A 16240-nucleotide genomic window follows, 5' to 3' on the forward strand; every position below is an offset into this window, starting at 1 on the left:
TTATGTTGATAAAAGAGATTGTTGAAGCAACAGGTGGAACATTATTATGTGGAAATATGAATGATGATGTGAGAGGATTTACACAAGATACAAGACAGATTCATCAAGGAGATATGTATATACCACTTGTTGGTGAAAAAAATGATGGACATCAGTTTATTAAACAGGCTTTTGAAGCAGGGGCGAGTGCTGTGATGACAGCTCATCCTATTGAGGACGATACACATAATGTGATTCTGGTTAAAGATACTTTACAGGCTTTAACAGATATGGCAGCTTATTTAAGAGAACATCGAGATGTGAAAGTTGTAGGAATTACAGGAAGTGTAGGAAAAACAAGTACAAAAGATATGATCTATGCAGTTGTATCTACACAATATAAAACATTAAAAACTTTAGGAAACTATAACAATCATATTGGGTTACCATTAACGATTTTAAGACATCAAAATGAAGATGTGATGGTACTAGAAATGGGAATGAATCACTTAGGTGAGATTCATCATTTAACGCATATTGCCAAACCTGATATTGCTTGTATTACCAATGTGGGAACAGCTCATATTGGAGAGTTAGGTTCACGTGAAAATATTTTAAAAGCAAAGATGGAAATTGTTGATGGGTTATCAAAAGATGGGACTTTGATTATTAATGATAACAATGATTTATTGCATACTGTAGCATGTGATTCTTGTGATGTTGTTCGTGTGGGATACAATGATGATTGTCAGCTTAAAGCTCATCATCTTCAATTATTGCTGGAGGAATCTTATTTTGATTTAGATTATCAAGGTAAAACTTATCATGTGCATGTGCCTGTTTCAGGGGAACATTTTGTTGTGAATGCACTTATAGCTATCGCTGTGGGATTATCTTTAGATATTCCTATTGAAAGGTGTATCGCAGGTATTGATCGTTTTGAATTGACAAAGAACCGTATGGATATTATTGAACTCAATCAAGGAATGAAAGTCATTGATGGAACGTATAATGCCAATCTTGATTCTATGAAATCAAGTCTTGATGTATTGGCTCAATATCCTGAAAGAAAAATAGCTGTTCTGGCAGATATGCTGGAATTAGGAGAATATGAACAGGCATTTCATGAAGAAGTAGGAGATTATGTTGCACAAAAACATATTGATGTCTTATTGACGGTAGGTCAGGCAAGTAGGCATATTATGTTAAAGGCAAAGGAAAAAGGCATGGAAGCCTATCATTTTGAAAATAATCAACAATTAAAGCAAAAGCTTGAACAGATGATTCAAAAAAATGATGTGATTTTAGTGAAAGGATCTCATGGAATGCATCTTCATGAAATTGTGGAATATTTAAAGGAGATATATAAAAAATGAAAAAATTAATGATTATTTGTGGGGGACAATCTACGGAACATTCCATTTCTAGAATGTCTTGTACCTCAGTTTTAAAAAATCTTCATAGAGAACGCTATGTATTAACATTAGTAGGTATTGATCGTGATGGACAATGGTATTTACTAGATGATACACAAGAAGATTTGTCTTTAGATTCATGGTTAGATAACGCTCAAGAAATAACAGATATATATAACTTATTAAAGAAGCAGGATGTGATTTTCCCTGTGCTTCATGGTCAATATGGTGAAGATGGAACAATTCAAGGATTATTTGAACTCGTTAATGTTCCTTATGTGGGATGTAGAACTTTCGCTTCTAGTGTAGCGATGGATAAAATTTATACAAAGAAAATTTTGGAAACAGTGGGTATTCCACAAGTGAAATCTTTATATATTAAAAAAAGATATGATGGACAATATGTCGTTGTGGATCATCAATTTCAAGAACATAAAGATATTTTAAATTGGGTTGAAGATAAATTAGGATTCCCTTGTTTTGTGAAAGCAAGTCGTTCTGGTTCCAGTGTAGGATGTTATCGTGTGGACCAAAAAGAACAATTCTTAGATATCTTACATCAGGCAGGACAGTATGATAGCCATATTGTTGTTGAAGAATGTATTGATTGTATTGAATTGGAAACAGCAGTATTAGGTAATGATGATCCTATTGTTTCTCGTGTTGGTCAAATTATGCCTCATGGAGAGTTTTATACTTTTGAATCAAAGTATGAAGATGAAGAAAGCAAAACATGTATTCCTGCATTAGTTGATGCCAACATTCAAGAAAAAATTCGAGAATATGCATTAAAAGTTTTCAAAGCTGTTGATGGACATGGGCTTTCTCGTGTGGATTTTTTCTTGGATAAGAAAACAAATCAGATTTATCTTAATGAAATTAATACGATGCCCGGATTCACAAAGATTTCGATGTATCCTCAGTTAATAGCTGATTTAGGCATCCCTTATAGTGATTTAATTGATCGTCTTATTGATTTAGCTTTTGATCGATAGAATAACCTTTGGGGTTATTCTTTTTGTATTCAATTAAAATCCACAAACTATCGCGTAGTAACGAGATTTAAAAATGAGATGTGATTCCTAAAGCTAAAAAGTAAGATAATCAAAAAGTGTATAAAACAATATAAAAGTGGTATTGATGATTGTTGTACAGTAAAAGGATAAGAAAAGCATACAAGAATATTTCAAAAATTCATTGAAAGAAGATAAAGAGGCAGAACAATTAATGAAATGATCCATTCAACAAGAAATAATGCAAGATGCTAGGATAGGTCGCATAAAATGAAGGAGATTCAGCCTTTGTTCTAGAAACAGGCTTGTTCTCATAAAAAACACGAGATGAGTTGATAGGTATTTATTAAAAGTAAAAATATAAATTCAATTTGTTTATATTTGTGAAAAGATAGATGAATTGTTAAATAACTGATTTTTCATTTTCAACATATATTTTTTATAAAGGATTGTTAAAATTTATTGAAGTGAATATTAAGTTTAAATGAATGGTATTTATATTTTTCTTGATTTATGATTAAATAATGTTGTAGTGCACTATATATAAATATTTGAATAAGAAGGGAAAATTGTAGATTAAAAATCTTCAATATAGTAGAAAATGAATATAAACTTGAAAAAAATATCAGTATCATTATTAGCGTCTGCTTTTCTGTTCTCGGTGATAGAAATGCAGAATGTTTCACCTTTTCTAATGATGAAAAAGAAATTGTATTAGATAGTAATGGAGATGAAACAAACACAACAATTGATGAAATCAATGCAATTATTGATTTGCAAAATGAAGCATTTGTTGAGGAAAATTTCAGTTCTGTAAAAGAATATGAAAATCAATTGAATAGTTTAGGTGTCCAAACTGTTACGAGATCTGAATTGGCAAAAATCATTGGTGAAGATCAAGTTGGAGGTATTGCTAAAGTTAAAGGTGCAACAATGAAAACAGTATATAGTAAATATACTACTGGAGGAAAAACATATGATGTAATGAGAGTGCTTGCAACTCCCACGACAAGTAGTAATTTATACAAAACTGGTGTTACTGCTTTGAAATCTAATACCTCAGCTCAAGCAAAAACGTTTAGTGTTTTAAAAACAATTGGAAAAACAGTAGCTGGTGAAAGTAAAGCTGGAAAAGCTATTTCAGCATATGATTTTATTAAATCAGTTGCATCTGATATATCAAGTACAACAACTGTTACAAGTATAAGTAGTTCATATACTTGGAATACTGCTGAAACATGCTCTTTTGTCTATTTTAAATCACCAAGTGGATTATGGGTTCATTCGGCTTCTTATACAAAAGCATCATGCACGGTGACAGTTGTTGTTCCTACACTTAAATATGGAGCTAATGGTGCAAAAACAGCTCATAGAACTGCTACTTATACTAGCACGTTTACTCCAGCATATTATGACAGTACATCTAAGGCTTATGCAGGATATAAAGGTTCAACATATATATCACAGAGAATTAAATCAGTAAATATTACTGGAGTATCAGGAAAAACAGTAAAAAATGTTGTCTTGACATGTCCATATAATATGACTATGGTAAATTGAGTTAATGAAACGAAGATATAAAAAATTTGTCATTTATATGCTAGTATATGACTTTTTGGCGATTCTTGTGGTATCAGCTACCACAGTAGTTCCCGTTAATATTAATCTGGATATATTCTATTATGTATTATGTTTCATTGGTTTTATTGGAACGGTAGCTATTTATGTCTTATATCCTTTTATATGGAGATGTCATTTTTGTGGTAGTTTACTGGATATGAGTAGCATATTTTCTGGTAAGAAGTGTTCACACTGTGGCACAGATATATTTGATGACTAGAATTATGAAAAATGATAAAATTGGATGCCATGATAAGGCTTCAAATAAAGCTATATATCTATTTTGATATGAACCGCCCCTGTCAAGTAGACAGGTGAAATAATTAAAAATGTTTTTGATGAAGTTGCCGAGGAGACAACTTCATTTTTCTTTATGCAGCTAATGTTGTATTACTTGTATAATGTTCTTGTTTATATTTTATGATTCTTTTATTTTCTAATATTGGATATTGATTTGGTGTTTGTAATGATAGTGCTTCTCTTCTCACTTCATATGGTGTCTTTACTCCAAATCTTCTTTGATATCTTTCATACATGTAATAATGAATCCAATCATTAATAGCCTTAATAAGTTCGTCCTTTGTGTTGTAATGTTTTCCATAATAATACATCTCACATTTCATGATTCCCCAAAAGCCTTCCATTGGTCCATTATCTATGCAGCAGTGAACTCTTGACATGCTTTGTGTCATTCCCTGCTCTTTAAGGATATTTACAAAGGCTGGACTTGTGTATTGATATCCTCCATCCGAATGACATAAAGGATGTGCATCTTTATTAGCTTGAATTGCTTTATCAAATGTATTAAAAACAAGAATATTATTATTGTGATTACCAACTTCATAACTGACGACTGTTCTATCATAGAGATCAAGAAATGCACTCAAATAAAGCTTATATTCATTATGTGGGCCATATTTGAATTCTGTGACATCAGTTACCCATTTTTCATTTGGTCTTGATGCATTGAAATCTCTATTAAGATTATTCTTAGCTGTGTTGTTATTTTTTCTAACTGTACAACTTCTTCGTTTAGGTCGAATGATGCTTTGAATACCTAATGTCCTCATGATCTTATAGATACGTTTGTCACTATAATGTCTATGATGATCTCTATTTATTCTATCAGCCATCATTCTATAACCTAATAATCCGTTATATTTTTATGATATTCTTTGATCAGCTCAGCTATCTCTTCATTTTCCTTGTCTACAATACTCTTTTCATGATGAAGCCATTTATAATAGTTTGCACGTTTGACATCAAGTATTCTACACATAAGTGATATATTTGGTGTGTTTCCTTTATCTACTTCTTCTTCGCTAATTTCTTTGATTGCTTCATATTCTTCTTCATATTTGCTTTCTCTGTATATCGCCTTCTTTCTATCTCGTCCAATTTTTTTAACATTCTTACCTCCAATAGTGCCATTTCAAGTTCATATTCCTTTTGTTTGAGCTGTCGTTTTAATAAAGTCATTTCATCAACTTCTTCATCAGCTTTATGATGTCCACGTCTATCACCTAAACCATCTTCGCCTTTTTCCTTATACTTCTTGACCCAATTAAAGACATTAGCGTAAGTTGTTTCAAATACCTTAGCTGTTGTCTTATAGTCCAAATCATGTTCAAGACAATACTTTACAATTTCAATACGTTCTTCTTTATTTACTTTTCTGCTTTTCGTCATATAGATATCTTCTCCTCCAGGAATGTAATCCTTCAATTCCATATGACTATTATAATCTTTTATCCACTTTATGATAGTGCTATTAGAAGAAATATTATATTTTATTGCCAGATCATCTAATGAACCTTCGCCGTTTAAATAAGCATCTACAACCATCTGTTTAAATGTTTTAGTATATGCATTATTTGATTTTAAATCATCAAAAGCTGATTCACCAAAAGCATTGTATTTTTTAACCCATCTATAAACAACCATATTATTTGTGCCAATTTCATCAGCTAATGAATAAGTAGATCCTTCACCATTCAAATAACGTTTACATATTTCTATTTTTAGTTCTTTAGAATATTTGCTTTTTCTTCCCAATATAAAAACCTCCCGTATCAGTGTTTAATTATTTACACTGTCTACTAGGAGGTTATCATATCATTTTGATATATAGTTTTTTATCTTTTATATAGGAATTGATTGCTTATGATGGGGTAAAAGATATTTTTTTGTTGTGTTTTATTTTTTGAAAAAGGCGAAAAATAGAATATAATATTTCATAAAACCAAAAAAAGAAATGCTTAAAAATATAAAATATGGTTGACTATATTTATAAAAAGGTATATGATATATCCAACAACTCTATAATAAATACAGAGATAGGAAATAGTAAATAATAAGGGAAGCATAGAGAAGTTCTGGATGGTGGAAAGAACTGTGATGTTATTATTGAACTCGTCCTTGAGTGGAGCACTGAAAGAAAAGTAAGCTGCTACGGAATGCGACCGTTATCACGCTAGAGTATGAACTTATGAATAAGCGTACTTGATAAGGTTATTGTTGTGAGGCAATAATGAATATGAGGTGGAACCACGAAGTCATGTACTCTCGTCCTCTATTATGATTTTTTCATAATGAGAACGAGTTTTTTTATTATAGGAAAGGAGAGGAATAGGATGAACTACAAAAAGTATAAGAAGTTTGAAACAGTAAAATTAAAAGACCGTACTTGGCCAGATCATGAAATTGAAAAAGCACCAATCTGGTGTTCAGTTGATTTACGTGATGGTAATCAAGCTTTAATTACACCAATGGATATTGACGAAAAGGTTGAGATGTTTCAATTGCTTGTTCAGTTAGGTTTTAAAGAAATTGAAGTTGGTTTTCCATCATCATCACAGATTGAGTATGATTTTTTAAGATTATTAATAGAAAAGAATTTGATTCCTGATGATGTGACAGTTCAAGTTTTAACACAGGCAAGAGAACATTTGATTAAAAGAACTTTTGAATCATTAAAGGGATTAAAAAAAGCGATTGTGCATATTTATAATTCAACATCTATTTTACAAAGAGATGTTGTATTCCATAAGAGTAAAGAAGAAATCAAAAAGATTGCTGTAGATGGAACACAATTGGTTAAAGAGTTATCAAAAGATTTTGATGGAGAAGTGATTTTAGAGTATTCACCTGAAAGTTTTACAGGAACAGAAGTAGATTATGCAATGGAAGTGTGCGAAGCTGTTTTGGATACATGGGAAGCTTCACCAGAAAGAAAGGTTATTATTAATCTGCCTTCCACTGTAGAAATGGATACACCAAATGTTTATGCTGATCAGATTGAATGGATGTGTCGTCACTTTAAAGATAGAAACAGAGTTATTGTGAGTGTTCATCCACATAATGATAGAGGTTGTGGTGTTGCTGCAACAGAGCTGGCATTGTTAGCTGGGGCTGATCGTGTTGAAGGAACATTGTTTGGTAATGGGGAAAGAACAGGAAACGTAGATATTGTGACATTGGCTTTAAATATGTTTACACATGGCATTGATCCAAAATTGGAATTAGGTCAAATGAATCAAATTAAAGATGTTTACGAAAAATGTACAAAGATGGATGTACCACCAAGACAACCTTATGCTGGGGAACTTGTTTTTACAGCTTTTTCTGGTAGTCATCAAGATGCGATTAATAAAGGTATGTATGCTTATCATCAACGTGGTGAAGGTATCTGGGAAGTGCCTTATTTACCAATTGATCCAGCTGATTTGAATCGTCAATATGAACCAATTGTGCGTATTAATTCACAATCAGGTAAAGGTGGCGTTGCTTATGTGATGGATACTGTCTTTGGTTATCATCTCCCAAAAGCATTACAAGGTGATTTTGCGAAAGCTATTCAAAATATTAGTGAAATTGAAGGGGAAGTTTCACCAGAACGTATCTATGATACGTTTAAGAAAGAATATATTGATTTAGAATATCCATATAAATTTATTAAACAGCGATTAATTGATATTAGTGATGAAAGTGATGAATATGAAAGACGTGCTGAAGTGACTATTGAAGATCATGGTGAAGTTAAGACTTTGATTGGTTATGGAAATGGACCAATTGACGCTGTAAAGAATGCCTTTAATTCAACTGATGATTTTCTTTATACTGATTTAATGGATTATAGTGAACATGCTTTAACGGCTGGTTCTAATTCAAAGGCAGCTGCCTATGTTCAACTTCGACCTCAAGGTGAAGAACTTTGTGAGTATGGGGTTGGGGTTCATTTGAATATTACAACAGCGACGATTAAAGCCATGATTTCAGCGATGAATCGTATTTATAAAAATATAAAAAAGGAAGGATAATTTATGGAAGAACTCATTTTATCGATTCTTGTGCATAATAGTGCAGGAGTTTTGACGCGTGTGAGTGGTTTGTTTTCAAGACGAGGTTACAACATTGATAGTTTAACAGTGGGTCCTACAAATACAGAAGGGATTTCAAGAATGACAGTTGTTGCTCATGGAAATCAACAGATTTTGGAACAGATTGAAAAACAACTCAGAAAATTGGAAGATGTCTTAGAAATTTTTGCTTTATCGGCTGAAACATCTGTTTATCGTGAACTGGTGATGATTAAAGTAGAAGCAAATCAAGACACACGTGCAGATATTGTTTCAATTGTAGATATTTTTAGAGCAAAAATTGTGGATGTGTCACCTGATTCAATGGTCATTGAAGTGACAGGAACACATAGTAAGATTAATGGCTTATTGGCTATGTTAGATGGGTTCAATATTGTTGAGATTGTTCGTACTGGGGTTGCTGGTATTGCAAGAGGTCTTAATGATTTTGAAATAAATAAAAAAGAAAACAGGGGGTAAAAAAATGTCAAAAATTTATTATGAATCAGATTGTAATTTAGCTTTATTAGATGGAAAGACAGTCGCTATTATTGGTTATGGGTCACAAGGTCATGCACATGCATTGAACTTAAAAGAGTCTGGAGTTCATGTCATTGTTGGTTTATATGAAGGGTCTAAATCATGGGCTAAGGCTGAAGCTCAGGGATTTGAAGTTTATACTTCAGCTGAAGCTGCTAAAAAAGCAGATATTATCATGATTTTAATTAATGATGAATTACAGGCAAAATTATATAAAGAATCTATTGAACCAAACTTGGAAGAAGGAAACATGTTGATGTTTGCACATGGATTTAATATCCATTTTGGACAAATCGTACCACCAAAAAATGTGGATGTCACAATGATTGCACCAAAAGCACCGGGACATACAGTGCGTAGTGAATATCAGGCTGGTAAAGGAACACCATGTTTGGTAGCTGTAGAACAAGATGCGACAGGTCGTGCTTTGGATATCGCTTTAGCTTATGGTTTAGCTATCGGTGGAGCAAGAGCAGGTATTTTGGAAACAACATTTAGAACAGAAACAGAAACAGATTTATTTGGTGAACAAGCTGTTTTATGTGGTGGTGTCTGTGCCTTAATGCAGGCAGGTTTCGATACTTTAGTAGAAGCAGGATATGATCCAAAGAATGCATATTTTGAATGTGTTCATGAAATGAAATTAATTGTAGATTTGATTTATCAATCTGGATTTGAAGGAATGAGATATTCTATTTCAAATACTGCTGAATATGGTGATTATATCACTGGACCAAAGATTGTTACTGATGAAACAAGAAAGGCTATGAAAAACATCTTAAAAGATATTCAAGATGGTACATTTGCGAAAGATTTCTTATTAGATATGTCAGCAGCTGGAGGACAGGCTCACTTTAAAGCAATGCGTAAATTAGCAAAAGAACATCAAAGTGAAAAAGTAGGTAAAGAAATTAGAAGTTTATATAGCTGGTCTGATGAAGATAAATTAATTAATAACTAAAATCACACACACTTTGTGTGTGTTCAGTAAAGAGTCTATTGACTCTTTAGTGAGGACATACAAAGGAAAAGGGGGAATAAGAGATGTCAATGACAATGACACAGAAAATATTGGCTGATCATGCGGGGTTAAAAGAAGTGAGTGCTGGTCAATTGATTGAAGCAAAATTAGATGTGGTCATGGCAAATGATATTACAGGACCAATGGCTTTGCCTATTTTTAAACAAATGGCAGAACATGTCTTTGATAAAGATAAGGTTGTTTTGGTACCTGATCATTTTACACCAAATAAAGATATGAAATCGGCAGAAAATTCTAAGGCTATCAGAGAATTTTCTAGAGAACAATGTTTAACACACTATATGGAACAAGGAAAATGTGGTGTTGAACATGCCATTTTACCAGAACAGGGAATTGTTGTGGCGGGTGAATGTATTATCGGTGCTGATTCTCATACATGTACTTATGGGGCTTTAGGTGCTTTTTCAACAGGAGTAGGAACAACAGATATAGCAACAGGTATGGCAACAGGTGAACTTTGGTTTAAAGTACCAAGTGCCATCAAGTTTGTATTAAAAGGTGAATTACAGCCTTATGTCAGTGGTAAAGATGTTATCTTACATATTATTGGACGGATTGGTGTTGATGGTGCTTTATACAAATCTATGGAATTTACTGGGGATGGTGTAGCTTCACTGACAATGGATGATCGTTTTACAATTTGTAATATGGCTATTGAAGCAGGGGCTAAAAACGGAATCTTCCCAGTTGATGAAATAACACGTGAATATATGCAAAAACATTCTAAGAAAGTCTATAAAGAATATCAGGCTGATGAAGATGCCGAGTATGATGAAGTCATTGAAATTGACTTATCAAAGATTACACCAACAGTGGCTTTCCCTCATTTACCGGGTAATGCACATACAATGGAAGAAATCAATGAAAGTGAAAAAATATATATTGATCAAGTTGTGATTGGTTCATGTACGAATGGACGTTTAAGTGACTTGCGTAAAGCTGCACAAATTTTAAAAGGGAAAAAGGTGGCAGATACTGTAAGAGTCATGGTGATTCCAGCCACACAAAAGATTTTTGTGGAATGTATTAGAGAAGGTTTAGCAGAAATTTTTGTTGAAGCGGGATGTGCATTCAATACACCAAGCTGTGGTCCATGTATGGGTGGACATATGGGCGTCATGGCTAAAGGTGAAAAATGTGTTTCCACAACAAATCGTAATTTCGTTGGAAGAATGGGTGATACAGAAGCTTTAATTTATTTGGCTTCACCGGAAGTAGCAGCGGCAAGTGCCATTGCAGGTTATATTGCTGATCCAAGAAAGGCAGGGAATTAGTATGAAGGCAAAAGGAACAGTATTGAAATATGGAGATAATGTGGATACAGATGTGATTATTCCAGCACGTTATTTAAATTCATTTGATGCGAAGGAATTAGCCAGTCATGCGATGGTAGATATTGATCCAACATTTACAAAACGTTTAAAACCGGGTGATATTATGGTAGCTGGAAAAAACTTTGGTTGTGGATCATCTCGTGAACATGCCCCACTTGCTTTAAAGACAGCAGGGGTCAGCTGTGTGATTGCTCAGTCTTTTGCACGTATTTTTTATCGTAATTCTTTGAATATTGGATTTGCAATTCTGGAATGCCCAGAAGCAGCCAAAGATATTGATGAAGGAGATCAAGTGGAAGTTGATTTTGATGCTGGAGTTATTAAGAATCTTACCAAAGATAAAAAATATCAGGCACAGCCATTTCCAGAATTTTTACAGAAAATGATTCAAGCCAATGGTTTGGTTAATTATGTCAATCAAAAAAGAGAGGGGAAACTATGAAAAAAACAATAGCAGTCATTCATGGAGATGGTATTGGTCCAGAAATCGTTAATGAAGCATTGAAAGTGTTGGATGCGGTTGCTTTGAAATATCATCATACATTTGATTATCAATATATTGATATGGGTGGAATTTCTATTGATAAACACGGAGTTCCATTAACTGATGAAGCTATTGAAATAGCTAAAAACAGTGATGCTGTTTTATTGGGATCTATTGGTGGAGATACCAATACTTCTCCATGGTATCAGTTAGAACCATCTTTAAGACCAGAGGCAGGATTATTGAAAATGCGTAAAGCATTAGGATTATTTGCCAATTTAAGACCTGCTTATTTATATAAAGAGTTAAAAGGTGCTTGTCCTTTAAAAGAAGAATTAAGTCAAGATGGTTTTGATATGATCATCGTTCGTGAATTAACAGGAGGACTTTATTTTGGTGAAAGAGAAACCAAAGAAATTGATGGACAGATGGTCGCTCATGATAATTTAATTTACAGTGAATCAGAAATACGTCGCATTGCCAAACGTGCTTTTGAAATTGCGATGAAACGTCGTCGTCATGTTATTAGTGTGGATAAAGCCAATGTTTTAGATACATCACGTTTATGGCGAAAAGTCGTCAATGAGGTAGCTGAAGATTATCCAGATGTGAAGCTGGAACATATGCTGGTTGACAACTGTGCCATGCAGCTCGTCAAAAATCCACAACAGTTTGATGTGATTTTGACAGAAAATATGTTTGGTGATATTTTAAGTGATGAAGCAAGTATGCTGACAGGATCGATTGGTATGTTATCAAGTGCATCATTAAGAGAAGATCAATTAGGTATGTATGAACCAAGTCATGGAAGTGCACCTGATATTGCTGGAAAAGATATTGCCAATCCTATCGCAACAATTCTTTCAGCAGCGATGATGTTACGTTATTCTTTTGATATGGATGAAGAAGCCAATGCGATTGAAAAGGCTGTGGAGAAAGTGATAGAAAAAGGATATCGAACAGTGGATATTATGTCAGAAGGAAAACAACAAGTGACATGTTCTAGAATGGGACAGTTGATAGTAGAAAATTTATAGTGAGGTAATGATATGAAAAGTGATCAAGTCAAAAAAGGAGTAGAAAGAGCACCACATCGTTCTTTATTTAATGCTTTAGGTATGACGGAAGAAGAATTGGATAGACCACTTATTGGGGTTGTGAATTCTTATAATGAGATTGTACCAGGACATATGAATTTAGATAAAATTGCTGAGGCAGTTAAAAAAGGAATTTATTTGGCAGGAGGAACACCTGTTGAAATTCCTGCCATTGCTGTATGTGATGGAATAGCAATGAATCATACAGGAATGAAATATTCATTAGTCACAAGAGAATTGATTTGTGATAGTACTGAATGTTTAGCCAATGCACATCAATTTGATGGTCTGGTTATGATTCCTAACTGTGATAAAAATGTTCCCGGTTTATTAATGGCAGCTGCCAGAATTAATATTCCAACAATTTTTGTCAGTGGTGGACCAATGTTGGCTGGAAGAAGATTGGATGGCAAACAGACATGTCTATCATCTTTATTTGAAGCTGTAGGACAATTTAATGCTGGTAAAATAACAGCAGAAAAATTAAAAGAATTTGAAGAAAAAGCTTGTCCAACTTGTGGTTCTTGTTCAGGTATGTATACTGCCAATTCCATGAACTGTTTAACAGAAGTTTTAGGAATGGGATTAAAAGGCAATGGAACAATTCCAGCTGTCTATAGTGAAAGAATTAGACTGGCTAAACATGCGGGTATGCAAATTATGGAATTAGTCAAAAAAGATATCAAACCAAGAGATATCATGACAAAGGATGCGTTTTTAAATGCATTAACAGTTGATATGGCCTTAGGTTGTTCAACAAACTCTATGTTACATTTACCTGCTATCGCTTATGAAGCGGGTGTTGAATTAAACTTAGAGATTGCTAATGAAATTAGTAAGCATACACCAAACTTATGTCATTTAGCTCCTGCGGGAGATACATTTATGGAAGATTTAAATGAAGCTGGTGGTGTCTATGCTGTAATGAATGAATTAGATCAGTTAGGCATTTTACATACTGATGTATTAACTTGTACGACAAAAACATTAAAAGAAAATATTGCTGGATGTGTGAATTTAAATCCAGAAATTATTCGTCCGGTAGATAATCCATATATGAAAACAGGTGGAATTGCTGTGTTGAAAGGAAATTTAGCTCCTGACAGCTGTGTTGTTAAACAAAGTGCAGTGGCTAAAGAAATGTTACAACATACAGGTCCTGCCAGAGTTTTTGATAGCGAAGAAGAAGCTATTCAAGCTATTCGTGCTGGAAAAATTGTTGCTGGTGATGTTGTTGTGATTCGTTATGAAGGACCTAAGGGTGGTCCGGGAATGCGTGAAATGTTATCACCAACTTCAGAAATTGCAGGTATGGGATTAGATAAAGATGTTGCTTTGATTACAGATGGACGTTTCTCTGGCGCAACACGTGGAGCATCTATTGGACATGTGTCACCAGAAGCAGCAGTTGGAGGACCAATTGGACTTGTTGAAGAAGGTGATATGATTGAAATAGATATTATCAATCATCGTATTGAATTGTTAGTGAGTGATGATGTCTTAGAAGAAAGAAGAAAGGCTTTTAAACCAAAATTACCAGTTGTGAATGGATATTTGAAAAAATATGCGTCAATGGTGACTTCTGCAAACACTGGTGCTGTTTTAAAAGTCAAGGAATAGGGGGAAGTATATGTTATTAACTGGAGCCGATATAGTCATAGAATGTTTATTGGAACAAGGCGTTGATACTGTTTTTGGGTATCCCGGAGGAACAATCCTGAATGTTTATGACAGTTTATATAACTATCGTGATAAAATTAATCATGTTTTAACTTCTCATGAACAAGGAGCTGCCCATGCGGCAGATGGTTATGCCAGAGCAACTGGAAAAGTAGGCGTTTGCATGGCAACAAGCGGACCGGGTGCGACAAATCTTGTGACAGGCATAGCAACAGCTTATATGGATTCTGTCCCTTTAGTAGCGATTACTGCTAACGTAGGTGTGCCATTGTTAGGAAAAGATAGTTTTCAGGAAGTCGATATTACGGGTGTGACAATGCCTATTACAAAACACAATTATATTGTTAAAGATGTGGAAAGTTTAGCACCTATTATTCGTAAAGCTTTCCAGATTGCAAAAGAAGGAAGACCAGGTCCAGTTCTTGTGGATATTACAAAAGATGTCACAGCTGCCAAATGTGAATATCAATCACAAAAACCAGAAAAAATTGAAAGACGCAGTTATACTTATCCAACATCTACTTTAAAACAAGCGATTGAAATGATTGAAAAAAGTCATAAACCATTTGTGTTTGTTGGTGGAGGAGTTGTACGTTCTCATGCTTCTGAAGAATTGCGTGAATTTGTTGAAAAGATTGATGCGCCTGTAACTGATTCATTAATGGGGAAAGGGGCATTTGATGGAACAAATCCACGTTATACAGGAATGCTTGGAATGCATGGAACAAAAACAAGTAATCTAGGTGTTTCTCAATGTGACCTTTTAATTGCGATTGGTGCCAGATTTAGTGATCGTGTCATTGGAAATGCACAAAGATTTGCTAAACGTGCAAAGATTATTCACATTGATGTCGATGAGGCAGAAATCAATAAAAATGTAAATGTGGATTTAGGAATTGTAGGCGATGCAAAAAGTGTTTTGAATGCATTGAATTTATTATTAAAACAACAGAATCATTCACAATGGTTAAAAGAAATTCGTGCTTTAAAAGAACAATATCCTTTAACTTATGATACAGATAAATTAACTGGACCTTATGTGATTGAACAAATTGAAGCACTCACAGATAATAATGCAATTATCTGCACAGAAGTTGGTCAAAATCAGATGTGGGCTGCTCAATATTATCATTTTAAAAGACCATGTCAGTTGATTACAAGTGGTGGACTTGGAACAATGGGTTATGGTTTAGGAGCATCTATTGGTGTCAAATATGGAAAACCAGATCAATATGTCTTTAATATTGCTGGAGATGGCTGCTTTAGAATGAATATGAATGAATTGGCAACAGCTTCACGTTACAATGTACCTATTATTGAAGTGATTTTAAATAATCATGTCTTGGGAATGGTACGTCAATGGCAGACATTATTCTATGGAAAGCGTTATTCTGCAACAGTTTTAGATGATAAAGTTGATTTTTGTAAAACAGCAGAAGGTTTAGGTTGTAAAGCCATTAAAGTCACAAAGAAAGAAGAAGTGGCTCCAGCAATACTGGAAGCAATGGATAGTCAAGGACCGGTTGTAATTGAATGTATGATAGAAGAAGATGATAAAGTCTTTCCTATGGTTGCACCGGGTGCTCCAATTGATGATGTCTTTGATCAAAATGATATTCAGGAATAGTCAAAAGCTATTCCTTTTTGTATACAATAAATATCCACCAGAAGTTGGTGG

The 16240-nt window shown here is 33.8% G+C and carries 14 protein-coding genes and 1 other annotated feature; of the genes, 11 read left to right on the top strand and 3 right to left on the bottom strand.

The window, feature by feature from the left end; all coding sequences use genetic code 11:
- Positions 1-2: 2 nt before the first annotated feature.
- From murF to KEC48_RS13965, 3 genes are all read left to right on the top strand, one after another.
- A complete protein-coding gene (gene murF / locus KEC48_RS13955; protein ID WP_211963093.1) occupies positions 3-1355 on the top strand; it encodes a UDP-N-acetylmuramoyl-tripeptide--D-alanyl-D-alanine ligase in 1353 nt (450 codons plus the stop codon).
- Positions 1352-2389: a D-alanine--D-alanine ligase family protein gene (locus KEC48_RS13960; RefSeq protein WP_249191371.1), complete on the top strand. Its 1038-nt coding sequence runs from the start codon at positions 1352-1354 to the stop codon at positions 2387-2389. Before murF ends, KEC48_RS13960 begins: the two co-directional genes overlap by 4 nt.
- A gap of 792 nt (positions 2390-3181) precedes the next feature.
- A complete protein-coding gene (locus tag KEC48_RS13965; protein WP_211963095.1) occupies positions 3182-3967 on the top strand; it encodes a hypothetical protein in 786 nt (261 codons plus the stop codon).
- A gap of 431 nt (positions 3968-4398) precedes the next feature.
- On the opposite strand, the gene KEC48_RS13970 is transcribed toward KEC48_RS13965, so the two are convergent.
- Genes KEC48_RS13970 through KEC48_RS13975 form a run of 3 tightly spaced genes read right to left on the bottom strand, consistent with a single transcriptional unit; the run spans position 4399 to position 6082 of the window.
- On the bottom strand, positions 4399-5160 hold the full coding sequence (locus KEC48_RS13970) for an IS3 family transposase (protein ID WP_211963103.1): 762 nt from the start codon (positions 5158-5160) through the stop codon (positions 4399-4401).
- A gap of 11 nt (positions 5161-5171) precedes the next feature.
- Positions 5172-5306, bottom strand: coding sequence for a hypothetical protein (locus KEC48_RS16390; RefSeq protein ID WP_283092188.1), 135 nt, complete (start codon positions 5304-5306; stop codon positions 5172-5174).
- Positions 5307-5335: 29 nt separating this feature from the next.
- Complete coding sequence (locus tag KEC48_RS13975) at positions 5336-6082, bottom strand: helix-turn-helix domain-containing protein (protein ID WP_211963105.1); 747 nt, start codon at positions 6080-6082, stop codon at positions 5336-5338.
- Positions 6083-6351: 269 nt separating this feature from the next.
- Positions 6352-6603 (top strand) — a binding site (T-box leader).
- A gap of 57 nt (positions 6604-6660) precedes the next feature.
- Between KEC48_RS13975 and leuA the strand changes: the two genes are divergently transcribed.
- The 8 genes from leuA to ilvB all read left to right on the top strand — a co-directional run bounded on the left by leuA (position 6661) and on the right by ilvB (position 16189).
- Positions 6661-8346, top strand: coding sequence for a 2-isopropylmalate synthase (gene leuA / locus KEC48_RS13980; RefSeq protein ID WP_087357658.1), 1686 nt, complete (start codon positions 6661-6663; stop codon positions 8344-8346).
- A 3-nt stretch (positions 8347-8349) separates the two neighbouring features.
- The gene (gene ilvN / locus KEC48_RS13985; protein ID WP_087357657.1) at positions 8350-8865 is read left to right on the top strand and encodes an acetolactate synthase small subunit; all 516 of its coding nucleotides are present in this window, start codon (positions 8350-8352) and stop codon (positions 8863-8865) included.
- Positions 8866-8869: 4 nt separating this feature from the next.
- Positions 8870-9886, top strand: a complete 1017-nt coding sequence (gene ilvC / locus KEC48_RS13990) for a ketol-acid reductoisomerase (RefSeq protein WP_087357656.1) — start codon at positions 8870-8872, stop codon at positions 9884-9886.
- Positions 9887-9969: 83 nt separating this feature from the next.
- Positions 9970-11241, top strand: coding sequence for a 3-isopropylmalate dehydratase large subunit (leuC, locus tag KEC48_RS13995; protein ID WP_211963107.1), 1272 nt, complete (start codon positions 9970-9972; stop codon positions 11239-11241).
- Position 11242: 1 nt separating this feature from the next.
- The gene (gene leuD / locus KEC48_RS14000; protein ID WP_211963112.1) at positions 11243-11743 is read left to right on the top strand and encodes a 3-isopropylmalate dehydratase small subunit; all 501 of its coding nucleotides are present in this window, start codon (positions 11243-11245) and stop codon (positions 11741-11743) included.
- Positions 11740-12822 (top strand): 3-isopropylmalate dehydrogenase, encoded by a 1083-nt coding sequence (gene leuB / locus KEC48_RS14005; RefSeq protein WP_211963113.1) that lies wholly within the window; start codon positions 11740-11742, stop codon positions 12820-12822. Before leuD ends, leuB begins: the two co-directional genes overlap by 4 nt.
- A 12-nt stretch (positions 12823-12834) precedes the next feature.
- The gene (gene ilvD, locus KEC48_RS14010; RefSeq protein ID WP_087357652.1) at positions 12835-14502 is read left to right on the top strand and encodes a dihydroxy-acid dehydratase; all 1668 of its coding nucleotides are present in this window, start codon (positions 12835-12837) and stop codon (positions 14500-14502) included.
- A gap of 10 nt (positions 14503-14512) precedes the next feature.
- Positions 14513-16189, top strand: coding sequence for a biosynthetic-type acetolactate synthase large subunit (gene ilvB / locus KEC48_RS14015; protein ID WP_211963114.1), 1677 nt, complete (start codon positions 14513-14515; stop codon positions 16187-16189).
- Positions 16190-16240: the final 51 nt, after the last annotated feature.

It is taken from the genome of Clostridium sp. C1 (genome assembly GCF_018223625.1).
Classification (GTDB): domain Bacteria; phylum Bacillota_I; class Bacilli_A; order Erysipelotrichales; family Coprobacillaceae; genus Allocoprobacillus.